14 protein-coding genes and 4 tRNA genes are annotated in these 21,261 nt (G+C 46.2%); all 18 read left to right on the top strand.

Features of this window, described 5'->3' with window-relative positions:
• The first annotated feature begins 62 nt into the window (after positions 1–62).
• The 18 genes from uvrA to tuf (DKW60_RS02600) all read left to right on the top strand — a co-directional run bounded on the left by uvrA (position 63) and on the right by tuf (DKW60_RS02600) (position 21,256).
• The gene (gene uvrA, locus DKW60_RS02685; RefSeq protein WP_109836319.1) at positions 63–2,891 is read left to right on the top strand and encodes an excinuclease ABC subunit UvrA; all 2,829 of its coding nucleotides are present in this window, start codon (positions 63–65) and stop codon (positions 2,889–2,891) included.
• 113 nt (positions 2,892–3,004) lie between these two features.
• Positions 3,005–3,088: transfer RNA gene (locus DKW60_RS02680), tRNA-Tyr, on the top strand.
• Between the two features lie 78 nt (positions 3,089–3,166).
• Positions 3,167–3,240 (top strand) — tRNA-Gly (locus DKW60_RS02675).
• 34 nt (positions 3,241–3,274) lie between these two features.
• A tRNA-Thr gene (locus DKW60_RS02670) sits at positions 3,275–3,351 on the top strand.
• A gap of 46 nt (positions 3,352–3,397) precedes the next feature.
• Positions 3,398–4,621, top strand: a complete 1,224-nt coding sequence (tuf, locus tag DKW60_RS02665; RefSeq protein WP_109836121.1) for an elongation factor Tu — start codon at positions 3,398–3,400, stop codon at positions 4,619–4,621.
• A gap of 99 nt (positions 4,622–4,720) precedes the next feature.
• Positions 4,721–4,796: transfer RNA gene (locus tag DKW60_RS02660), tRNA-Trp, on the top strand.
• A 43-nt stretch (positions 4,797–4,839) separates the two neighbouring features.
• Positions 4,840–5,217, top strand: a complete 378-nt coding sequence (gene secE / locus DKW60_RS02655) for a preprotein translocase subunit SecE (RefSeq protein ID WP_109836120.1) — start codon at positions 4,840–4,842, stop codon at positions 5,215–5,217.
• A 5-nt stretch (positions 5,218–5,222) separates the two neighbouring features.
• The gene (gene nusG, locus DKW60_RS02650; RefSeq protein ID WP_109836119.1) at positions 5,223–5,756 is read left to right on the top strand and encodes a transcription termination/antitermination protein NusG; all 534 of its coding nucleotides are present in this window, start codon (positions 5,223–5,225) and stop codon (positions 5,754–5,756) included.
• 55 nt (positions 5,757–5,811) lie between these two features.
• Positions 5,812–6,243 carry a 50S ribosomal protein L11 gene (gene rplK / locus DKW60_RS02645; RefSeq protein WP_109836118.1) on the top strand — a complete coding sequence of 144 codons (432 nt, stop codon included), beginning with the start codon at positions 5,812–5,814 and terminating at the stop codon, positions 6,241–6,243.
• A gap of 1 nt (position 6,244) precedes the next feature.
• Complete coding sequence (rplA, locus tag DKW60_RS02640) at positions 6,245–6,940, top strand: 50S ribosomal protein L1 (RefSeq protein ID WP_109836117.1); 696 nt, start codon at positions 6,245–6,247, stop codon at positions 6,938–6,940.
• A gap of 271 nt (positions 6,941–7,211) precedes the next feature.
• A complete protein-coding gene (rplJ, locus tag DKW60_RS02635; RefSeq protein ID WP_109836116.1) occupies positions 7,212–7,745 on the top strand; it encodes a 50S ribosomal protein L10 in 534 nt (177 codons plus the stop codon).
• A 59-nt stretch (positions 7,746–7,804) separates the two neighbouring features.
• Positions 7,805–8,185 (top strand): 50S ribosomal protein L7/L12, encoded by a 381-nt coding sequence (gene rplL, locus DKW60_RS02630; RefSeq protein ID WP_109836115.1) that lies wholly within the window; start codon positions 7,805–7,807, stop codon positions 8,183–8,185.
• A 119-nt stretch (positions 8,186–8,304) separates the two neighbouring features.
• Positions 8,305–12,486: a DNA-directed RNA polymerase subunit beta gene (gene rpoB / locus DKW60_RS02625; RefSeq protein WP_109836114.1), complete on the top strand. Its 4,182-nt coding sequence runs from the start codon at positions 8,305–8,307 to the stop codon at positions 12,484–12,486.
• 90 nt (positions 12,487–12,576) lie between these two features.
• Positions 12,577–16,821, top strand: coding sequence for a DNA-directed RNA polymerase subunit beta' (gene rpoC / locus DKW60_RS02620; protein WP_109836113.1), 4,245 nt, complete (start codon positions 12,577–12,579; stop codon positions 16,819–16,821).
• Positions 16,822–17,027: 206 nt separating this feature from the next.
• Positions 17,028–17,402 (top strand): 30S ribosomal protein S12, encoded by a 375-nt coding sequence (gene rpsL / locus DKW60_RS02615; protein ID WP_109836112.1) that lies wholly within the window; start codon positions 17,028–17,030, stop codon positions 17,400–17,402.
• 31 nt (positions 17,403–17,433) lie between these two features.
• Positions 17,434–17,904: a 30S ribosomal protein S7 gene (gene rpsG, locus DKW60_RS02610; RefSeq protein WP_109836111.1), complete on the top strand. Its 471-nt coding sequence runs from the start codon at positions 17,434–17,436 to the stop codon at positions 17,902–17,904.
• Positions 17,905–17,931: 27 nt separating this feature from the next.
• On the top strand, positions 17,932–20,013 hold the full coding sequence (gene fusA, locus DKW60_RS02605; protein WP_109836110.1) for an elongation factor G: 2,082 nt from the start codon (positions 17,932–17,934) through the stop codon (positions 20,011–20,013).
• A 19-nt stretch (positions 20,014–20,032) separates the two neighbouring features.
• Positions 20,033–21,256, top strand: coding sequence for an elongation factor Tu (gene tuf, locus DKW60_RS02600; protein ID WP_109836109.1), 1,224 nt, complete (start codon positions 20,033–20,035; stop codon positions 21,254–21,256).
• Positions 21,257–21,261: the final 5 nt, after the last annotated feature.

Here is a 21,261-nt window from a genome sequence, read left to right as displayed (position 1 = left end):
TGTCATGAGATGAGCAAGTCGGCATATTACCAGATAATTTTTTGAAAGCAGAATATCTCATTGTGAAAAAAATCAGTTTGCGCGGGGCGCGTACCCATAACCTCAAAAATATTGATATCGACCTGCCGCGTGACAAGCTGATTGTCATTACCGGGTTGTCCGGCTCGGGAAAGTCATCACTAGCATTTGATACGATTTTTGCGGAAGGTCAGAGGCGTTACGTTGAATCTTTATCGTCCTATGCCAGACAGTTTTTATCCATGATGGAGAAGCCGGATCTGGATCATATCGAAGGGCTTTCACCGGCGATATCGATTGAACAAAAAACTACCTCGCATAATCCACGCTCAACCGTAGGGACGGTGACTGAGATCTACGACTACCTCCGCTTATTGTATGCACGAGCTGGTACACCATGCTGTCCGACGCATGGTCAGGCGCTGGAGGCGCAAACAGTCACGCAAATGGTTGATGCGGTGGTTGCTTTGCCAGAGGGGTCAAAGCTGATGCTGCTCGCACCTGTTGTGAGAAACCGCAAAGGGGAGTACGCCAAGCTATTTGATGAGCTACGAGCGCAGGGTTTTTTACGGGCCAGAGTTAACGGGACAGTTTATGACTTGGACGACACACCAACGCTTGAGTTGCGAAAGAAGCACACCATTGAAGTCGTAGTGGATCGCATCAAGGTGCGGGAAGGCCTTGAGCTGAGGTTGTCTGAATCCTTTGAAACTGCTTTGCGCTTAGCGGATGGTCTGGCGAGTGTGGCGTGGATGGATGATGACTCTCAGGCTGATTTATTGTTCTCTGCAAATTATGCCTGTCCGCATTGTGGTTATTCATTGCCAGAACTAGAGCCAAGGCTGTTTTCATTTAACAGCCCAAGTGGGGCTTGTCCGACGTGTGATGGCTTGGGTGTGCATCAGGCGTTTGATGAATCGCGTGTGGTGACCAAGCCTGAGTTGAGCCTGGCTGAGGGAGCGGTCAGGGGTTGGGATCGTCGCAATGCTTATTACTTTCACCTCATTGATTCATTGGCAGCAGCTTATGATTTCGATGTTGAGACACCTTACAAAGATCTTCCTAAGTCTGTTCAGAAAGTGTTGATGCAAGGGAGTGGTCGAAAAGCGATTGAGTTTCGCTATGTCGGTCAGAAGGGGCAGGTCTATCAAAAGACGCATCCTTTCGAAGGCATACTGAATAATCTGGATCGACGCTATCGGGATACGGACTCCAATAGTGTGCGTGAAGAGCTGATGAAGTACTTATCGACTAGGCCTTGTCCAAGTTGCCATGGTGCTCGTTTGAATGAGGCAGCCAGACATGTCTTCGTCGCGGATAAGAATTTGTCAGAGATCACTGAGTGGGCTATTGGCGAAACGCTGGATTTCTTCAAAAACCTCGAATTGCCCGGTAAGCAGGGTCAAATTGCAGAGAAAATCCTACGCGAGATTAGTTTGCGGTTGGAGTTTTTGGTGAATGTGGGATTGGATTATCTGTCACTAAGTCGCAGTGCTGATAGTTTGTCTGGTGGAGAATCACAACGTATACGTCTGGCTTCGCAAATTGGTGCTGGCTTGGTGGGTGTCATGTACGTTCTGGATGAGCCATCGATAGGTTTGCATCAGCGTGATAATGACCGTTTGCTGAAAACACTGATTCACCTGCGTGATTTGGGGAACACAGTTATTGTTGTAGAGCATGACGAAGATGCGATTCGTCTGGCGGACTACGTGGTTGATATCGGTCCCGGTGCTGGTGCGCACGGAGGAACGATTATTGCGGAAGGTACACCGGAGGAAGTGATGGCGGTACCTGAGTCTTGCACGGGGCAATTCCTGTCTGGTGAGCGGGTAATTGAGGTACCAAAAAAACGTCATCCGGTTGATACAGAGAAAATGCTACGTCTCATTGGGGCGACGGGGAATAATCTGCAGAATGTCACTGCAGAAATTCCAATCGGTTTGATGACGTGTGTGACGGGGGTGTCTGGTTCAGGTAAATCGACCCTTATCAATGCAACCTTGTATCCAAATATCGCGAAGCATTTGAATGGTTCGGATGTCACGGGTGCGGCAGTTAAGAAAATTGAAGGTTTGGAGCTTCTTGATAAGGTGGTTGATATCAATCAAAGCCCGATTGGGCGTACACCGCGCTCTAACCCTGCTACTTATACAGGGGTGTTTACACCGATACGGGAGTTGTTTGCGGCGACACAAGAAGCACGCTCCAGAGGGTATACGCCGGGGCGCTTTAGTTTCAATGTCAAAGGTGGGCGCTGTGAAGCTTGTAGTGGGGATGGTGTGATCAAAGTTGAGATGCACTTTCTGCCTGATGTGTATGTCCCCTGTGATGTTTGTAATAGTCAGCGCTATAACCGTGAAACACTTGATGTTCGCTTTAAGGGTAAAAACATCAATGAAGTCTTGGCGATGACCGTTGAGGAGGCGGTGGAGTTCTTTAGCGCGATACCTGGTATTTATAATAAGTTATCAACGCTTATGGATGTGGGTCTGTCTTACATCACGCTTGGGCAGAATGCGACGACTTTGTCGGGCGGGGAGGCGCAACGGGTTAAGCTTGCAAAGGAACTTTCTAAGCGTGGTACAGGTAAAACGATCTATATATTGGATGAACCCACCACGGGGCTGCATTTTCATGATGTTGATGTATTGTTGAAGGTTTTACATCGATTGCGTGATGAAGGAAATACGGTTGTGATTATAGAACATAATCTGGATGTGATTAAAACAGCAGACTGGGTCGTTGATCTTGGTCCGGAGGGTGGAAATCGAGGTGGAAAGGTTGTGGCGGTAGGAACGCCAGAGCAGGTGGCAAAAAAGAAAGGTTCGTACACCGGATATTATTTGAAGCCAATTTTAGCGAAAGTTTAAGCTTTATAAGTGCTTACAAAATAGTGAGTGCTTTTTCTTCAAATATGTTTAAAAAAAATAACAATTAAATGTTGACAGTCCGGAGGGTCTCGTACAAAATGCGGCGCTCGTTTGGAGGGATTCCCGAGCGGTCAAAGGGGGCAGACTGTAAATCTGCTGCTTCGGCTTCGGAGGTTCGAATCCTCCTCCCTCCACCAAATTTTGCATGTACGGATTTGCATTAGCTTGTAAATCCGTATTTGTATGAGAAGCTTTGCTTCTTGCTGTAAGAAAATGCGGGTGTAGTTTAATGGTAGAACTTCAGCCTTCCAAGCTGACTACGTGGGTTCGATTCCCATCACCCGCTCCATATTGCAAGAAAAGCTGAGTTAGAAAGCAGGAAGGCCCATATAGCTCAGTTCGGTAGAGCGCATCCTTGGTAAGGATGAGGTCACCGGTTCAAATCCGGTTATGGGCTCCAAATTGAAAGAATGTGAATTAATCTCTACTACTCAAGGTGTTGCGAGATGTCTAAAGAAACTTTTGTACGTACGAAGCCGCACGTTAATGTCGGCACAATTGGTCACGTTGACCATGGTAAAACTACGCTGACTGCAGCATTGACTAAGGTCATGGCTGAGAAAATGGGTGGAGCGGTTAAGGCATTCGATGAAATCGATAATGCTCCTGAAGAAAAAGCACGTGGTATAACGATCTCTACGTCACACGTAGAATACGAGTCAGAGACTCGTCATTATGCACACGTTGATTGCCCGGGTCACGCCGACTACGTTAAGAACATGATCACTGGTGCTGCGCAGATGGATGGTGCAATCCTGGTTTGTGGTGCAACTGATGGTCCTATGCCTCAGACTCGTGAGCACATCTTGTTGTCACGTCAGGTTGGTGTTCCATACGTTGTTGTATTCCTGAATAAAGCTGATCTTCTTGCAGAAGATTGTGGCGGTTTCGGTACTGAAGAGTACAACGAAATGGTTGAGTTGGTTGAGATGGAGCTTCGTGATCTTCTGGATACTTACGAGTTCCCAGGTGATGACACACCTATCGTTGTTGGTTCGGCGCTAATGGGTCTGAACGGCGAAGATGCTGATGGTCTTGGTGTTTCTGCGGTTGTCAAGCTGGTTGATGCACTTGATACGCACATTCCAGAGCCAGAGCGTGCAGTTGAAGGTGACTTCATCATGCCGGTTGAGGACGTATTCTCAATCTCGGGTCGTGGTACGGTGGTAACTGGTCGTATCGAGCGTGGTGTAATCAACGTTGGTGACGAAGTTGAAATCGTTGGTATTCGTGATACTCAGAAGACAACGTGTACTGGTGTTGAAATGTTCCGTAAGCTTCTTGATCGTGGAGAAGCAGGTGATAACGTAGGTATTCTACTTCGTGGTACGAAGCGTGAAGATGTTGAGCGTGGTCAGGTGCTTTGTAAGCCTGCTTCAATCAACCCACACACTAAGTTCGAAGCAGAAGTTTATGTTTTGTCAAAAGATGAGGGTGGTCGTCACACTCCTTTCTTCTCAAATTACCGCCCACAGTTCTACTTCCGTACGACTGATGTGACTGGTGCTTGTGAGTTGCCAGAGGGTGTTGAGATGGTTATGCCGGGTGATAACGTTAAGTTGGTTGTTACTCTGATTAACCCGATCGCAATGGATGAAGGTCTACGCTTCGCGATTCGTGAAGGTGGACGTACAGTTGGAGCGGGTGTTGTGGCGAAAGTTGTTGAGTAACATCAACTTTCTGTTATAATCGCGTCCCATTTGTTCGAAGGCGAGGGGGTGTTTCTCCCTCGTTTTGTTGTTTCAGCTAGTTTAGATGTATTTTAAATTAGGCCAGTAGCTCAATTGGCAGAGCGACGGTCTCCAAAACCGTAGGTTGGGGGTTCGATTCCCTCCTGGCCTGCCATCTGAAACACAATAAATTAAATTACAAACAGGTGAGTAAGTAAATGGCAACTAATGCAGAGCCAAAAAACTCAATGATAGATACTATTAAGTTGTTAGTCGGCTTGTTGCTGTTAATTGCTTCAATCGTTGTTTTTTATTTATTCCCGGATGCATCGCTATTATATCGAGTACTAGGTTTGCTGGCTATAGCAGGTGTAGGTGCAGCGATAGCGTTGACATCAACTAAAGGCAAGGGCTTGCTAACCTTTATGGGTCTTGCAAGAACTGAAGTTCGCAAGGTCGTCTGGCCTTCACGTCAAGAGACAATGCAAACCACGCTAATGGTTTTTATCATTGTCGTGATTCTGTCAATATTTCTTTGGTTCGTCGATATGTTCCTGGGTTGGGGAGTTAAAGTACTTCTCGCGACTGGGAGTTAATTGATATGGCTATGAGATGGTACGTTGTTCATGCTTACTCGAACTTTGAAGCTCGTGTAAAAGCTTCTATTGAAGAAAGAGTAGAGCGTCTGGGTTTACAAGAGTACTTTGGCAGTATTCTCGTTCCGACTGAAGAAGTCGTTGAAATGAGAGATGGTCAAAAAAGAAAAAGCTCACGCAAGTTTTTTCCAGGGTATGTTTTAGTTGAAATGGACATGAACGATGAGTCATGGCATTTAATTAAAGATACGCCTAAGGTTTTAGGGTTTATCGGTGGTACCAGTGATAAGCCGGCTCCAATTTCTGAAAAAGAAGCGAATGCGATTATGAATCGCATAGAGGAGGGTGTAGATGCTCCTCGTCCTAAAGTTCTCTTCGAAGTTGGTGAAGTGGTACGTGTTAAAGATGGTCCGTTCAATGACTTTAATGGTGTTGTTGAAGAGGCTAACTATGAGAAAAGCAAATTGCTTGTCTCAGTACAGATTTTTGGACGCTCAACGCCAGTTGAGTTGGAATTCTTTCAGGTTGAAAAGATCTGATTTTAGATAATCTACTGGGGAGTCGTAAGACGTTTGCACCCACTGGAGAGTAATAATGGCTAAGAAAGTACAAGCATACATCAAACTGCAGGTTCCTGCGGGTCAAGCTAATCCAAGTCCACCGGTTGGTCCGGCGCTGGGTCAGCACGGTGTTCAAATCATGGAATTCTGTAAGGCATTCAATGCTGCTACACAGAACGTAGAAAATGGTTTGCCGATTCCTGTTGTAATCACAGTTTACAATGATCGTAGCTTCACATTTATTACGAAGACTCCTCCTGCTGCAGTACTGATCCTTAAGGCGTTAGGCCTTAAGAGTGGTTCTGCTACGCCGAACAGCGTTAAGGTAGGTAAGATGACTCGTGAGCAGGTTGAAGAAATTTGCAAGATGAAAGAGCCAGATCTTACAGCAGCCGATATGGATGCAGCGGTTCGTACAATTGCCGGTACTGCTCGCAGTATGGGTATCGATGTGGAGGGCGTGTAAAATGGCTAAGTTAACTAAGCGTCAAAAAGCGATCGCTGAAAAAATCGATCCAAATGCTGTTTACGCGATTAGCGAAGGTTTTGATCTTTTAAAGGGGCTGCCTCAAAGCAAGTTTACTGAGAGTGTTGATGTGAGTGTCAATCTTGGTGTAGATCCTCGTAAATCTGATCAGGTTGTTCGTGGCGCTACTGTGCTTCCGAACGGTACTGGTAAGACTGTACGTGTTGCAGTGTTTACACAAGGCCCGAATGCTGATGCAGCTAAAGAAGCTGGTGCTGATATCGTAGGTTTTGAAGATCTTGCTGAAGAAGTCAAGAAAGGCAATATGGACTTCGATGTTGTTATCGCTAGCCCAGATGCAATGCGTATCGTTGGTCAGCTAGGTCAGATTCTTGGTCCACGTGGTTTAATGCCAAACCCTAAGGTTGGTACTGTAACACCTAATGTTGCTGAAGCTGTTAAGAATGCTAAGTCTGGTCAGGTTCGTTTCAGAACAGATCGTGCTGGTATCGTACACTGCCGCATCGGTAACGTTGATTTCGATTCTGCTAAGTTAGAAGAGAATCTAGTTGCTCTGTTGGGCGCTTTGAATAAAGGCAAGCCATCAAGTGCAAAGGGTGTTTACTTCAAGAAAGTATCAGTATCCACAACAATGGGTCCTGGTCTGATTGTAGATCACTCGCCAGTTAAGTTTTAATTAGAATTAATATAATCCGGCTCTGCTCATGGTGGAGCCGGATTTGTTGATGCCCTCTGGGCTGCCAGAAATGGCAAACAGATATACTTTTTAGTATGTCGTCCAAGACCGTAGGTGTTTTCAGATGTTTTGGAAACTTAAACGCTCCATTGCCTGCGCAGATGACGTAAGCCAAGTCAGTAATGGTTTGGGGCACGTCACTATAATCATCTTGTTGTTTGAGGTGTTTGATTAACGGTGGTTTGTGCACCGAATTAGAGAGGTAGATGCTGTGGCATTAACTTTGGAAGACAAAAAGAAGATTGTCTCTGAGGTCGCTACGGTGGCTGCAGAAGCTCATTCCGCGGTAGCTGCTGAATACCGTGGTTTGACTGTGGGTGAAATGACAGAAATGCGTGTTAAGGCGCGTGAGACTGGCGTTTACCTGCGTGTTGTAAAGAATAATCTGGCTAAGTTAGCTGTTGCGAATACAGAATTTGAATGTATGAGTGAGAGTTTTTCTGGTCCGTTAGTACTGGCATTTTCTCAGGAAGATCCGGGTTCTGCAGCACGTTTAGTTGAAGCTTTTGCAAAAGATCATGACAAGCTAGTAGTTAAGTCTTTGGCTGTAGGTGGGGAACTTTACCCTGCTTCTGAGCTAGAGCGTTTGTCCAAGTTGCCTACACGCGATGAAGCGTTGGCGATTTTGGCTGGTACTCTGAGAGCACCGCTGGACAAGTTGGCACGTACTATTAACGAAGTGCCTGGAAAGCTTGTACGTACTGTTGCCGCTGTGCGTGATCAGAAAGAAGAGACAGCAGCCTAATTGTAGGTTGTTTGTTTATTAAACTGTTTATACTGACTTAAAGTTTTAGGAGAAATACAATGGCTCTTTCTAAAGAAGATATTCTAGAAGGCATTGCTGAGTTAAGCGTTATGGAGATCGTTGACCTGATCTCTGCAATGGAAGAGAAGTTCGGCGTATCAGCTGCTGCTGCAGTTGCTGCTGCTCCTGCTGCTGGCGCTGCTGCTGGTGGCGAAGCTGCTGCTGAAAAAGATGAGTTTGATGTTGTTATGACTAGCTTCGGCGATAACAAAATCGGCGTAATCAAAGTTGTTCGTGCTATCACTGGTCTTGGCTTGAAAGAAGCTAAGGCAATGGTTGAAGGTACACCTGCAACTGTTAAAGAAGGCGTATCTAAAGATGACGCTGCTGATGTACAAAAGCAACTTGAAGAAGCTGGCGCTGCAGTCGAGCTTAAGTAAGTTGTATACGTTCTGAAAGTAGATTTTTACTTTCAAAAACGATGGGCTGGTAGCAATAATTGCTGCCGGCCTTTTGTCGCTTTAAAGTGCTCCCGCCCGTTACTAGATGAGGAAACACGATGGCTTTGACCTTCACTGAGAAGAAACGCATCCGCAAGGATTTTGGTAAACGTCCACAAGTAATGGATATTCCATCCCTGCTCGCGATTCAATTGAGCTCGTTTCGACAATATTTGCAACCTGGCCTGAAGCCGGAGGAGCGTAAAAATATTGGTCTTCACGGGGCTTTCAGTTCGGTATTTCCAATCAACAGCTACTCTGGGTTTGTTCACCTTGAGTATGTCGACTACCGCTTGAGCGAGCCAGTATTTGATGTTCGTGAATGTCAGTTACGTGGTTTAACTTATGCGTCGTCTCTACGTGTTTTGTTGCGTTTGGTAATCTACGATAAGGATGCACCAAAAAACACACGTGTTGTTAAAGATATAAAAGAACAGGAAGTCTATCTGGGTGAAATGCCTCTGATGACGGACAAGGGAACTTTTGTTATCAACGGTACTGAGCGAGTAATCGTATCTCAGTTGCATCGTTCCCCTGGTGTGTTCTTCGATCATGATAAGGGAAAGACAAATACCTCAGGTAAGCTGCTGCATAATGCACGCGTCATTCCATATCGTGGTTCATGGTTGGACTTTGAGTTTGACCCTAAGGATTCTGTATTTGTACGAATCGATCGTCGCCGCAAATTGCCAGCGACAGTACTTCTGCGTGCATTAGGGATGGAGACAGAAGAAATTCTGGATTTCTTCTTTGACACGATTGAAGTAACCCTCAATAAATCCAAAATTCAAATGGCCTTAGATCCTCAACGTTTACGTGGAGATCTGGCTACATTCGATATCACTGTTGAAGGTGATGTCATTGTTGAGAAAGGCCGTCGTATCACGGCTAAGCATATCCGCACCCTGGAAAAATCTGGCGTTAAGACAATTGAAGTGCCAGAAGAGTACATGGTCTCAAAAGTAATTGCTCATAATATCGTTGATAAATCGACGGGTGAGATGCTGGTTGCTGCCAATGCTGAAATTACTGATACAGTGATTGAAACGTTGCGTGATAACGGCATTAAAAAGTTCGAGATTCTCTACACTAACGAGTTGGATTGTGGTGCATTCATTTCGAATACATTGAATGTTGACCAAACTCAGTCACAGCTTGAAGCGCAGGTAGAAATCTACCGCATGATGCGCCCGGGTGAGCCACCAACCAAAGAGTCAGCAGAAAATTTATTCCATAACTTGTTCTTCACTGAAGAGCGTTATGACTTGTCTGACGTTGGACGTATGAAGTTCAATCGTCGTCTTGAGTACTCAGAAGAAGTTGGCCCGTCAATTCTGTTTGATAAGCGTTACTTAAGTTCGCGCACTGATGCACTATCAAAAGAGCAGATCGAGAAGTATGGTGAACAGTACGATAAGTTGAAGGCTGACGGTAAAGCAGACTCAGATATCGTTAATGTACTAAAGTGTCTGATCGACATCCGCAATGGTCATGGCGTGATTGATGATATCGATCATCTTGGTAATCGCCGTGTACGAAGTGTTGGTGAGATGGCAGAAAATGCCTTCCGAATCGGTCTGGTTCGTGTTGAGCGTGCAGTTAAAGAGCGTTTGACTGTTGCTGAGAGCGAAGGTCTGATGCCACAGGATATGGTAAACGCTAAACCTGTTTCAGCTGCTGTTAAAGAATTCTTCGGTTCAAGTCAGTTATCTCAGTTCATGGATCAAAACAATCCATTGTCTGAAGTAACGCACAAGCGTCGTATATCAGCACTTGGCCCTGGTGGTTTGACACGTGAGCGTGCGGGCTTTGAGGTACGTGACGTACACCCAACTCACTACGGACGTGTTTGTCCTATCGAAACGCCTGAGGGACCAAACATCGGTTTGATCAACTCATTGGCTGTTTTCGCAAAGACTAATGATTATGGTTTCCTTGAGACGCCGTACCGAAAAGTGACTGATGGTGTTGCTACTGCACAGATCGATTATCTATCTGCGATTGAAGAGTCACGCTTTGTAATCGCACAGGCGAATGCTGAGTTGGATGACGATAATCGCTTTGTAAAAGACATGATCTCAACTCGCTATCAAAATGAATTCACACTGTCACCTGCGTCAGATGTTGAATACATGGATGTATCGCCAAAACAGATCGTATCGGTTGCTGCTTCATTGATTCCTTTCCTTGAGCATGATGATGCTAACCGCGCACTGATGGGGTCAAACATGCAACGTCAGGCAGTTCCATGTCTGCGTGCTGAGACTCCGGTAGCTGGTACTGGTATGGAACGTGTGGTTGCGGTTGACTCCGGTTCAACGGTATCTGCACGTCGTGGTGGTATTGTTGATGCGGTAGATGCTGCTCGTATTGTGGTTCGTGTAAATGATGACGAAGCGCAGGGTGGTGGTGTTGATATCTACAACCTGATCAAGTACACGCGTTCGAACCAGAATACCTGTCTGAATCAGCGTCCAATTGTTAAGGTGGGTGATGTAATTGCTCGTGGTGATGTGTTGGCGGACGGTTCGTCGACTGACTTGGGTGAGTTGGCGCTAGGTCAAAACATGAAGATTGCCTTCATGCCTTGGAATGGTTACAACTTTGAGGATTCTATTCTTATCTCTGAGCGTGTTGTTGAAGAAGATCGTTTTACATCGATTCACATCGAAGAGATAACTTGTTTAGCGCGTGATACTAAGCTGGGTCCTGAAGAGATTACAGCCGATATTCCAAACGTTAGTGAAGGTTTGTTGTCTAAACTTGATGAGTCAGGAATCGTACATGTCGGTGCAGAAGTAAAGCCTGGTGATATCTTAGTTGGTAAAGTCACTCCAAAGGGTGAGACCCAGCTGACTCCAGAGGAAAAGCTACTGCGTGCAATCTTTGGTGAAAAGGCATCTGATGTTAAAGATACCTCATCACGTGTTTCTACCAGTATGTACGGAACGGTTATTGATGTTCGTGTCTTCACTCGTGATGGTGTTGAGAAGGATGAGCGAGCTAAGTCGATCAATGAGTCAGAGTTAGCAAAAGTTCGTAACGACCTTCGTGATGAGCTCCGCGTATTTGAAGAAGATTTATTTGATCGTGTTGCTAAGTTGGTTCTGAATAAGGTTGCTGACGGCGGCGTCGGTGATATCAAGTCAGGCGGTAAGGTAACTCGCACTTATCTGGATGAGCTTGAGCGTAAAGACTGGTTTGCACTTCGCATGCGTAACGAAGAAGTGAATGAGCAGCTTGAAGCAATGCACCAATTGCTATTGGATCAGAAGAAGTACTACGAAGAGCGTCTTCAGAAGCAGAAAGAGAAACTGACTGCTGGTGATGATCTTGCTCCTGGTGTATTGAAGATGATCAAGGTATATGTCGCGGTTAAGCGTCGTATGCAACCAGGTGACAAAATGGCGGGTCGTCATGGAAACAAGGGTGTTGTTTCACGCATTGTTCCTGTTGAAGATATGCCTTATATGGCCAACGGTGAGCCGATCGATATCGTACTAAACCCATTGGGTGTACCGTCTCGAATGAACGTCGGTCAGGTATTGGAGACGCATTTAGGCTGGGCTGCAAAGGGTTTGGGTGAGAAAATCGGCCGTATGGTTGATGCGAAAGCTCAGATTGATGATTTGCGTGCATTCCTGAGTGAAGTTTACGGTACTGGTGGTAATCCGAGTCAGGGTGCAGGTGATATTGCTGAAATGAACGACACAGAAGTGTTGGAGATGGCTAATAATCTACGTCGCGGTGTACCAATGGCGACACAAGTATTTGATGGTGCTTCTGAAAAAGAAATCCATGCAATGCTGAAACTTGCTGATTTACCTGAGACTGGACAGATTCAATTGCATGATGGTCGTACCGGTGATCCGTTTGAGCGTGAAGTAACCGTCGGTTACATGCACATGCTGAAGCTGAATCACTTGGTTGACGATAAGATGCACGCACGTTCGACCGGACCTTACAGTCTTGTTACGCAGCAGCCGCTGGGTGGTAAAGCCATGTTTGGTGGTCAGCGCTTCGGTGAGATGGAGGTTTGGGCACTGGAAGCTTACGGTGCTGCATACACCTTGCAGGAAATGTTGACGGTGAAGTCGGATGACGTTCAGGGACGTAACCGCATGTATAAGAACATTGTTGATGGTAACTTGAGTATGGAAGCAGGTATGCCTGAGTCCTTCAATGTACTGATGAAGGAAATTCGCTCGCTGGGTATTCATATCGAGCTTGAGAGTGACTAAGAGTGATGTCTTAAGTGGTGAGGTGATAAGCACCTCGCCACCGTTCCATTACGTAGCAACAATGTAAAAGCAGAATTTAAGGCGATTAATATGAAAGATCTATTAAATATCTTTAAGCAGCAGACTGAAGCAGAAGAGTTTGACCGCATCCGAATCGGTCTGGCCTCTCCGCAAATCATTCGCTCTTGGTCGTATGGTGAAGTAAAAAAGCCGGAAACAATCAATTACAGAACTTTCAAGCCTGAACGTGATGGCCTGTTCTGCGCTAAGATCTTTGGTCCTGTTAAGGATTATGAGTGTCTATGTGGTAAGTATAAGCGCCTGAAGCATCGTGGTGTTGTATGTGAAAAATGTGGTGTTGAGGTAACTCAGACTAAAGTACGTCGTGATCGTATGGGTCATATTGAGCTGGCATGTCCGGTTGCTCATATCTGGTTCCTGAAGTCACTGCCGTCACGTATCGGTTTGTTTCTTGATATGACGCTGCGTGATATTGAGCGTGTATTGTATTTTGAAGCCTTTGTCGTTGTTGAGCCTGGAATGACAACACTTGAGCGTGGCCAGTTGCTTAGTGATGAGGCTTATTTAGAAGCTGTTGAAGAGTTCGGTGAAGAATTCGAAGCAGGGATGGGTGCTGAAGCAGTACTTCAAATGTTGCGTTCTGTTGATCTTAAAGATTCTATCTCGCAAATGCGTGAGGAAGCAGCGGCAACTAACTCCGAAACTAAGCTTAAGCGTATCGGTAAGCGTTTGAAGTTGATGGAGTCATTCCTTGAGTCTGAGAATAATCCGGAGTGGATGATTCTGACGATTCTACCGGTTCTGCCACCTGATTTACGTCCGCTTGTACCACTGGATGGTGGTCGTTTCGCAACATCTGATCTGAATGACTTGTACCGTCGTGTTATTAATCGTAATAACCGTCTACGTCGTCTATTGGATCTGAATGCACCGGATATCATTGTTCGCAATGAAAAGCGTATGCTTCAGGAGTCTGTTGATGCATTGTTAGATAACGGCCGTCGCGGTCGTGCAATTACCGGTTCTAACCGTCGTCCTCTGAAATCTTTGGCAGATATGATCAAAGGTAAGCAGGGTCGTTTCCGTCAGAACCTACTTGGTAAGCGTGTTGATTACTCTGGTCGTTCTGTAATCGTGGTTGGTCCTACTTTGCGTTTGCATCAGTGTGGTCTGCCAAAGAAGATGGCGCTTGAGTTATTCAAGCCATTCATCTTCGGTAAGCTGCAGCGTCTAGGGCTTGCAACGACTGTTAAAGCAGCTAAGAAATTAGTTGAGCGCGAAACATCAGAAGTTTGGGATATTCTTGCGGATATCATTCGTCAGCATCCTGTTATGCTGAACCGTGCACCAACTCTTCACCGTTTGGGTATTCAGGCGTTTGAACCGGTGCTGATCGAAGGTAAAGCGATTCAGTTACATCCATTAGTCTGTGGCGCATTCAATGCTGACTTCGATGGTGACCAAATGGCGGTACACGTGCCATTGTCTATCGAAGCACAAACTGAAGCGCGTGTATTGATGATGGCAACAAACAACGTGCTGTCTCCTGCAAATGGTGAGCCAATCATTGTACCTTCTCAGGATATCGTTCTTGGTTTGTACTATATGAGTCGTGAAAGCATCAATGCGAAAGGTGAGGGCATGATGTTTGCTTCCACTGATGAGGCATTGCGCGCTTATGAGACTGGTCAGGCGTCACTTCATGCAAAAGTTAAGGTTCGTATAAACGATACAGCCTTAAGTGAGGGTGGTGATGTAGAGCACAGCACGCGTGTTGTCGACACAACGGTCGGTCGTGCGATTCTGCAGACAGTTCTGCCTGATGGAATGCCTTTTGACTTGCTAAATCGTGTATTGAAGAAGAAGTCTATTTCTAACCTTATCAATGAAGCATATCGTACCGTTGGTTTGAAAGAGACAGTTATCTTTGCGGATCAGCTGATGTACACCGGTTACCGTTACGCAACGAAAGCTGGTATGTCTTTCTGTGCAAATGACATGGAAATTCCTGAAACAAAGAAAACGATTCTTGCTCGTGCAGAGGAAGATGTTAAAGAGATTCAGGATCAGTATGCGTCTGGTTTGGTAACACAGGGTGAGCGTTACAATAAGGTTGTTGATATCTGGGCTCGTACCAATGATCAGGTTGCTAAGGCAATGATGGACGGTCTTGGTAAAGAGACTGTGATCAATGCAAAAGGTGAAGAGGAAGAGCAAGACTCTTTCAACTCGGTATACATGATGGCGGACTCCGGAGCTCGTGGTTCTGCCGCTCAGATTCGTCAGTTAGCGGGTATGCGTGGTTTGATGGCTAAGCCAGATGGTTCGATCATCGAAACACCGATCACCTCTAACTTCCGTGAAGGACTGAACGTACTACAGTACTTTATTTCAACTCATGGTGCTCGTAAGGGTCTTGCTGATACTGCATTGAAGACAGCTAACTCGGGTTATCTGACACGTCGTCTGGTAGATGTAGCACAGGACATGGTAGTAACCAGTGTTGACTGTGGTACTTCTGAAGGTCTGATGATGAAGCCAATCATCGATGGTGGTGATGTGGTTGAGCCATTGAGCCAGCGAGTATTGGGTCGCGTCACTGCTGTTGATGTGAAGAACGCCAAGGAAGAAGTTGTTATCCCAGCAAATACGCTGTTGGATGAGTACTGGACGAACAGTCTGGACGATCTTGGTGTCGATGAGGTTGTAGTACGCTCTGCGATCACCTGTGAAGCTGATCATGGTGTTTGTGCTCATTGTTATGGGCGTGATCTTGGTCGTGGACATCTGGTTAATCAGGGTGAGGCAGTCGGTGTTGTAGCTGCTCAGTCGATTGGTGAGCCAGGTACTCAGTTGACGATGCGTACGTTCCACATCGGTGGTGCGGCAAGTCGAGCTGCTGCTGACAGTAATATTACCGTTAAATCTGCAGGTAAGATTCGACTGACTAATGTTAAAACGGTGACGAATAAAGATGGCAACTTAGTTGCAGTATCTCGTTCCGGTGAGTTAAGTGTTGAAGACGATCATGGTCGTGAGCGTGAGCGTTATAAAGTAGTTTACGGTGCGGTTATTACCGTTGCTGAAGGTGATGAAGTGGATCGCGGTCAGATTGTTGCTAACTGGGACCCGCATACGCATCCGATCGTATCTGAAGTTGCGGGTACACTGGACTTTGTAGACTTCCAGGATGGGGCAACGATTAATACACAGATCGATGAAATGACGGGCTTGAGTTCAACTGTTATTACCGATCCGGCAAGTCGTGGAGCAGGTGCTAAGGATATGAACCCAATGGTTCGTATCTTGGATGAGAATGGCGAAAGCATGTTCTTTGAAAATAGTAGTATCCCGGTTCAGTACCCATTGGCGGGTGGTGCGATCATTGGTTTGTCCAATGGCGCAGCAGTGCAGGTTGGTGATGTTATTGCTCGTTTGCCACAAGAATCTTCAAAGACTCGTGATATCACCGGTGGTCTGCCTCGGGTTGCTGACTTGTTTGAAGCGCGTAAACCTAAGAATGCAGCGATCCTTGCTGAAATCTCAGGTACCGTTGCGTGGGGTAAGGAAACTAAAGGTAAGAAGCGTCTGATGCTAACAGCTGATGACGGTGAAACCTATGAAGTGCTGATCCCTAAGTGGCGTAACCTTGATGTGTTTGAGGGTGCTAAGGTTGAGAAGGGTGAAATGATTGCAGGTGGTGAGCCTAGTTCTCACGATATCTTGCGACTACTTGGCCCTGCGAGACTAGCTGAATATCTTGTGAAAGAGATTCAGGAGGTTTATCGCCTTCAGGGTGTAAAGATCAATGATAAACACGTTGAGATTATCTCTCGCCAGATGATGCGCAAGGTGTTGATCACTGGTTCTGGTGACAGTCCATTCCTTAAGGGAGAGCAGCTGGATTACAGTCAGGTTAAAGAAGTTAACGACCAGCTGGAAGCAGAAGGTAAGTTGGTCGCCAAGTTTGATCGCTTACTATTAGGTATCACTAAGGCATCATTGGTTACTGACTCGTTCATTTCTGCTGCGTCGTTCCAGGAGACAACACGAGTACTGACAGAGGCTGCGGTTCGTGGTGCTGCTGATGACTTACGTGGTCTGAAAGAAAACGTCATTGTAGGTCGTTTGATTCCTGCAGGTACTGGTCTTGCTCATCATGTTGAACGTAAGAAGAATGGAAAGACAGGTTTAGCGTCTAACTTGGGTCTGGGCACAATGCCAGTTCCCGGTGATGTCGTGTTTGATGTTGAATCAACCGCGTCTGCTGAGCCGATCGAGATAGATGTTACACCGATTGAGATTGATGAATAAGCTTAGGGATTTGTTGGATTTCTGAGTTATGTAAATTAACTGACGCGAATGGAGAAAAACTCCAACTATTCTATGTTCCAAGCTTGACAGCGTTCGGCTTGAAGCATAGAATTTCGCGCCTTCAATGGGCTTATTAAGGGTCGATTGTATTAGTGGAGCTTTGCTGTTGAAACAAAGTTCCTTTGAAATTAGGAGAAGTTTTTTCAATGGCAACGATTAACCAGTTGGTTCGTAAACCACGTGCACGTAAACCGGAAAAAAGTAATGTTCCGGCGTTAGAAGCATGCCCTCAAAAGCGTGGTGTTTGCACGCGTGTATATACAACAACCCCTAAGAAGCCAAACTCTGCGCTTCGTAAGGTGGCTCGTGTACGTTTAACTAACGGCTTTGAAGTAAGTAGTTATATCGGTGGTGAAGGTCATAACCTTCAGGAGCACTCGGTGGTACTGATTCGTGGTGGTCGTGTTAAAGATTTACCTGGTGTGCGTTATCACGTTGTTCGCGGTAGCTTGGACACACAGGGTGTACAAAACCGTAAGCAAGCTCGTTCTAAGTATGGCGCAAAGCGTCCTAAGAGCTAATTGAATCAACGAATTGTTAAAGAGATAGATCATGCCTAGAAGAAGAGAAGTCCCCAAGCGTATTATCCTTCCAGATCCGAAATTCGGAAGTGAGTTGCTTGCAAAATTCGTAAATACCATCATGAAAGATGGTAAGAAATCAATCGCTGAAAGCGTTGTTTATGGTGCACTAGACGCGATTGCTGCTAAGAAAGGCACTGAAGGTGTTCAGGTTCTTGAAGAAGCACTTGATAATGTTCGTCCTTCGGTTGAGGTTAAGTCTAGACGTGTGGGTGGTGCAACTTACCAGGTCCCTGTTGAAGTTCGTTCGTCTCGTCAGAATGCACTTGGTATGCGTTGGTTGGTTGACGCTGCTCGTAAGCGCGGTGAGAAGTCGATGGCACTTAAGCTTGCTGGCGAACTGATGGATGCATCTGAAAAGCGTGGGTCAGCGGTTAAGAAGCGTGAAGATACGCATCGCATGGCAGAAGCAAACAAAGCGTTTGCTCACTTCCGCTGGTAAGTGCAGTAGGATAAAGGAAATATCGCTGTGTCCAGAGTGACTCCCGTTGAACAGTATCGTAATGTCGGTATTATGGCTCATATCGATGCTGGTAAGACAACCACCACTGAGCGTGTTTTGTTTTATACTGGCGTATCTCACAAAATCGGTGAGGTGCACGATGGCGCAGCAACCATGGACTGGATGGAGCAAGAGCAGGAAAGAGGTATTACGATCACCTCTGCTGCAACTACTTGCTTCTGGTCCGGCATGGATAAGCAGTTTGATCAGCACAGAATCAATATCATAGATACACCCGGGCACGTTGACTTCACTATTGAAGTTGAACGGTCACTGCGTGTGTTGGATGGTGCTGTTGCTGTGTTTTGTGCGGTCGGTGGTGTTGAGCCTCAGTCTGAGACAGTCTGGCGTCAAGCAGATCGCTACAACGTTCCGCGAGTTGCTTTCATCAATAAGATGGATCGCACTGGTGCGGATTTTTTGCGTGTTGTAGATCAGATTAAGACTCGGTTGGGTGCAAATCCGGTTGTTCTTCAGTTAGCCATTGGTGCTGAGGAAGAGTTTGCCGGTGTTATAGACTTAGTTCGCATGAAAGCCATTTATTGGAATGATGCGGATATGGGTTTGACTTACCGCGAAGAAGAGATTCCGGCGGAATTGGCTGATCAGGCTAGCGAGTATCGTGAGCTACTTGTCGAAACGGCGGCAGAATCTGACGATGAAATGATGGAGGCTTATCTTGAAGGGGGTGAGTTGACATCAGAACAAATTCAGCAGGGTTTGCGCAAAAGAACAATAGCAGGTGAGATTGTGCCTGCAATGTGTGGTTCTGCGTTCAAGAATAAAGGCGTGCAAGCGGTGCTTGATAGCGTTGTAAGTTATCTGCCATCTCCCATAGATGTCCCTGCTATTGAGGGTGTTACTGATGATGGTGCCGGCAGTGGAGAGCTTCGAAGTGCCGACGATAACGAGCCTTTTGCGGCACTAGCATTTAAGATAGCAACAGATCCGTTTGTAGGCTCACTTTGTTTCTTTCGTGTCTACTCTGGAGTGTTGAAGTCCGGTAGTGTGATTTTTAATCCACGTAAAGGTAAGCGAGAGCGCATAGGCAGAATCCTTCAAATGCACTCTAACTCGCGCGAAGAAATCCAGGAAGTCAGGGCTGGTGATATTGCTGCAGCAGTAGGTCTGAAAGAGGTGATTACAGGTGATACTCTGTGTGATCTTGATAAGAAAATTACCCTTGAGCTCATGGAGTTTCCGGAGCCGGTAATCTCAGTTGCCGTTGAGCCCAGAACAACTGTTGATCAAGATAAAATGAGTTCTGCGCTAGCGAAGTTAGCGCAGGAAGATCCATCATTTCGTGTACATACAGATGATGAAAGTGGTCAAACAATCATATCAGGTATGGGTGAGTTGCACCTTGATATCATTGTTGACCGTATGAAAAGAGAATTTAGCGTTGATGCTAATGTGGGGGCGCCTCAGGTTTCTTACCGTGAGTGCATCCGCAAAGCTGCCAATGCGGAAGGAAAATTTATCAGGCAGTCTGGCGGAAAAGGTCAGTATGGTCATGTCTGGTTGAAGCTTGAACCCAAAGATGAGGGTGCAGGCTACGAGTTTGTTGATGCTATTACAGGCGGGGTGATTCCAAAGGAGTTTATCTCGGCGGTAGATCAGGGTGTCAAAGAGCAGTTGGAAAACGGAGTGCTTGAAGGTTATCCATGTGTGGATATCAAGGTGACACTCTATGATGGTTCCTTCCATGATGTTGACTCTAGTGAGTTATCGTTTAAGGTCGCGGGCTCGATGGCTGTTCGTGAAGGTGTGCTTCAGGCTGATCCGGCATTGTTAGAGCCGGTGATGAAGGTTGAGATAGTTACACCAGAAGAGAGTATGGGTGATGTCATGGGTGATTTAAATCGCCGACGTGGTGTCGTTCAAGGTATGGATGATTCGCCATCTGGGAAAATCATTCGTGCGGAAGTTCCGTTGGGTGAAATGTTTGGTTATGCCACTGATTTGCGTTCAGCAACTCAAGGTCGTGCCAGCTACTCAATGGAGTTTGCGAAATACGCATTAGCGCCAAAAAAGACGCAGGTGCGGTGATGAGAATAGGTGAATAGTCATGTCTAAAGAAACTTTTGTACGTTCAAAGCCGCACGTTAATGTCGGCACAATTGGTCACGTTGACCATGGTAAAACAACGCTGACTGCAGCACTGACTAAGGTCATGGCAGAGAAGATGGGCGGCGCGGTTAAAGCATTTGATGAAATCGATAATGCTCCTGAAGAAAAAGCACGTGGTATAACGATTTCTACGTCACACGTAGAATACGAGTCAGACACTCGTCACTATGCGCACGTTGACTGCCCGGGTCACGCTGACTACGTAAAGAACATGATTACTGGTGCTGCACAGATGGATGGTGCGATTCTGGTTTGTGGTGCGACTGATGGCCCTATGCCTCAGACTCGTGAGCACATCTTGTTGTCACGTCAGGTTGGTGTTCCATACGTTGTTGTATTCCTGAATAAAGCTGATCTTCTTGCTGAAGACTGTGGTGGATTCGGTACTGAAGAATACAACGAGATGGTTGAGCTGGTAGAGATGGAGCTTCGTGATCTTCTGGATACATACGAGTTCCCTGGTGATGATACGCCAATCGTAGTTGGTTCTGCGCTAATGGGTCTGAACGGCGAAGATGCTGATGGTCTTGGTGTTTCTGCGGTGGTTAAGCTGGTTGATGCACTTGATACTCACATTCCTCAGCCAGAGCGTGCTGTTGAAGGTGATTTCATCATGCCGGTTGAGGACGTGTTCTCAATCTCAGGTCGTGGAACAGTAGTAACTGGTCGTATTGAGCGTGGTGTGATTAACGTTGGTGATGAAGTTGAGATTGTTGGTATTCGCGACACTCAAAAGACGACATGTACTGGTGTTGAAATGTTCCGTAAGCTTCTTGATCGTGGAGAAGCAGGCGATAACGTAGGTATTCTACTTCGTGGTACGAAGCGTGAAGATGTTGAGCGTGGCCAGGTGCTTTGTAAGCCTGCTTCAATCAAGCCTCACACTAAGTTCGAAGCAGAAGTTTATGTTCTGTCAAAAGATGAGGGTGGTCGTCACACTCCTTTCTTCTCTAACTACCGTCCACAGTTCTACTTCCGTACGACTGACGTGACAGGTGCTTGTGAGTTGCCAGAGGGTGTTGAGATGGTTATGCCGGGTGATAACGTTAAGTTGGTTGTTACCTTGATTAACCCGATCGCAATGGATGAAGGATTGCGTTTTGCGATTCGAGAAGGTGGTCGTACCGTTGGTGCGGGCGTTGTAGCTAAGGTTGTTGAGTAAGAATT

It is taken from the genome of Leucothrix pacifica, assembly GCF_003172875.1.
Taxonomy (GTDB): domain Bacteria; phylum Pseudomonadota; class Gammaproteobacteria; order Thiotrichales; family Thiotrichaceae; genus Leucothrix; species Leucothrix pacifica.
This window is presented reverse-complemented; position numbering and strand designations above follow the sequence as displayed.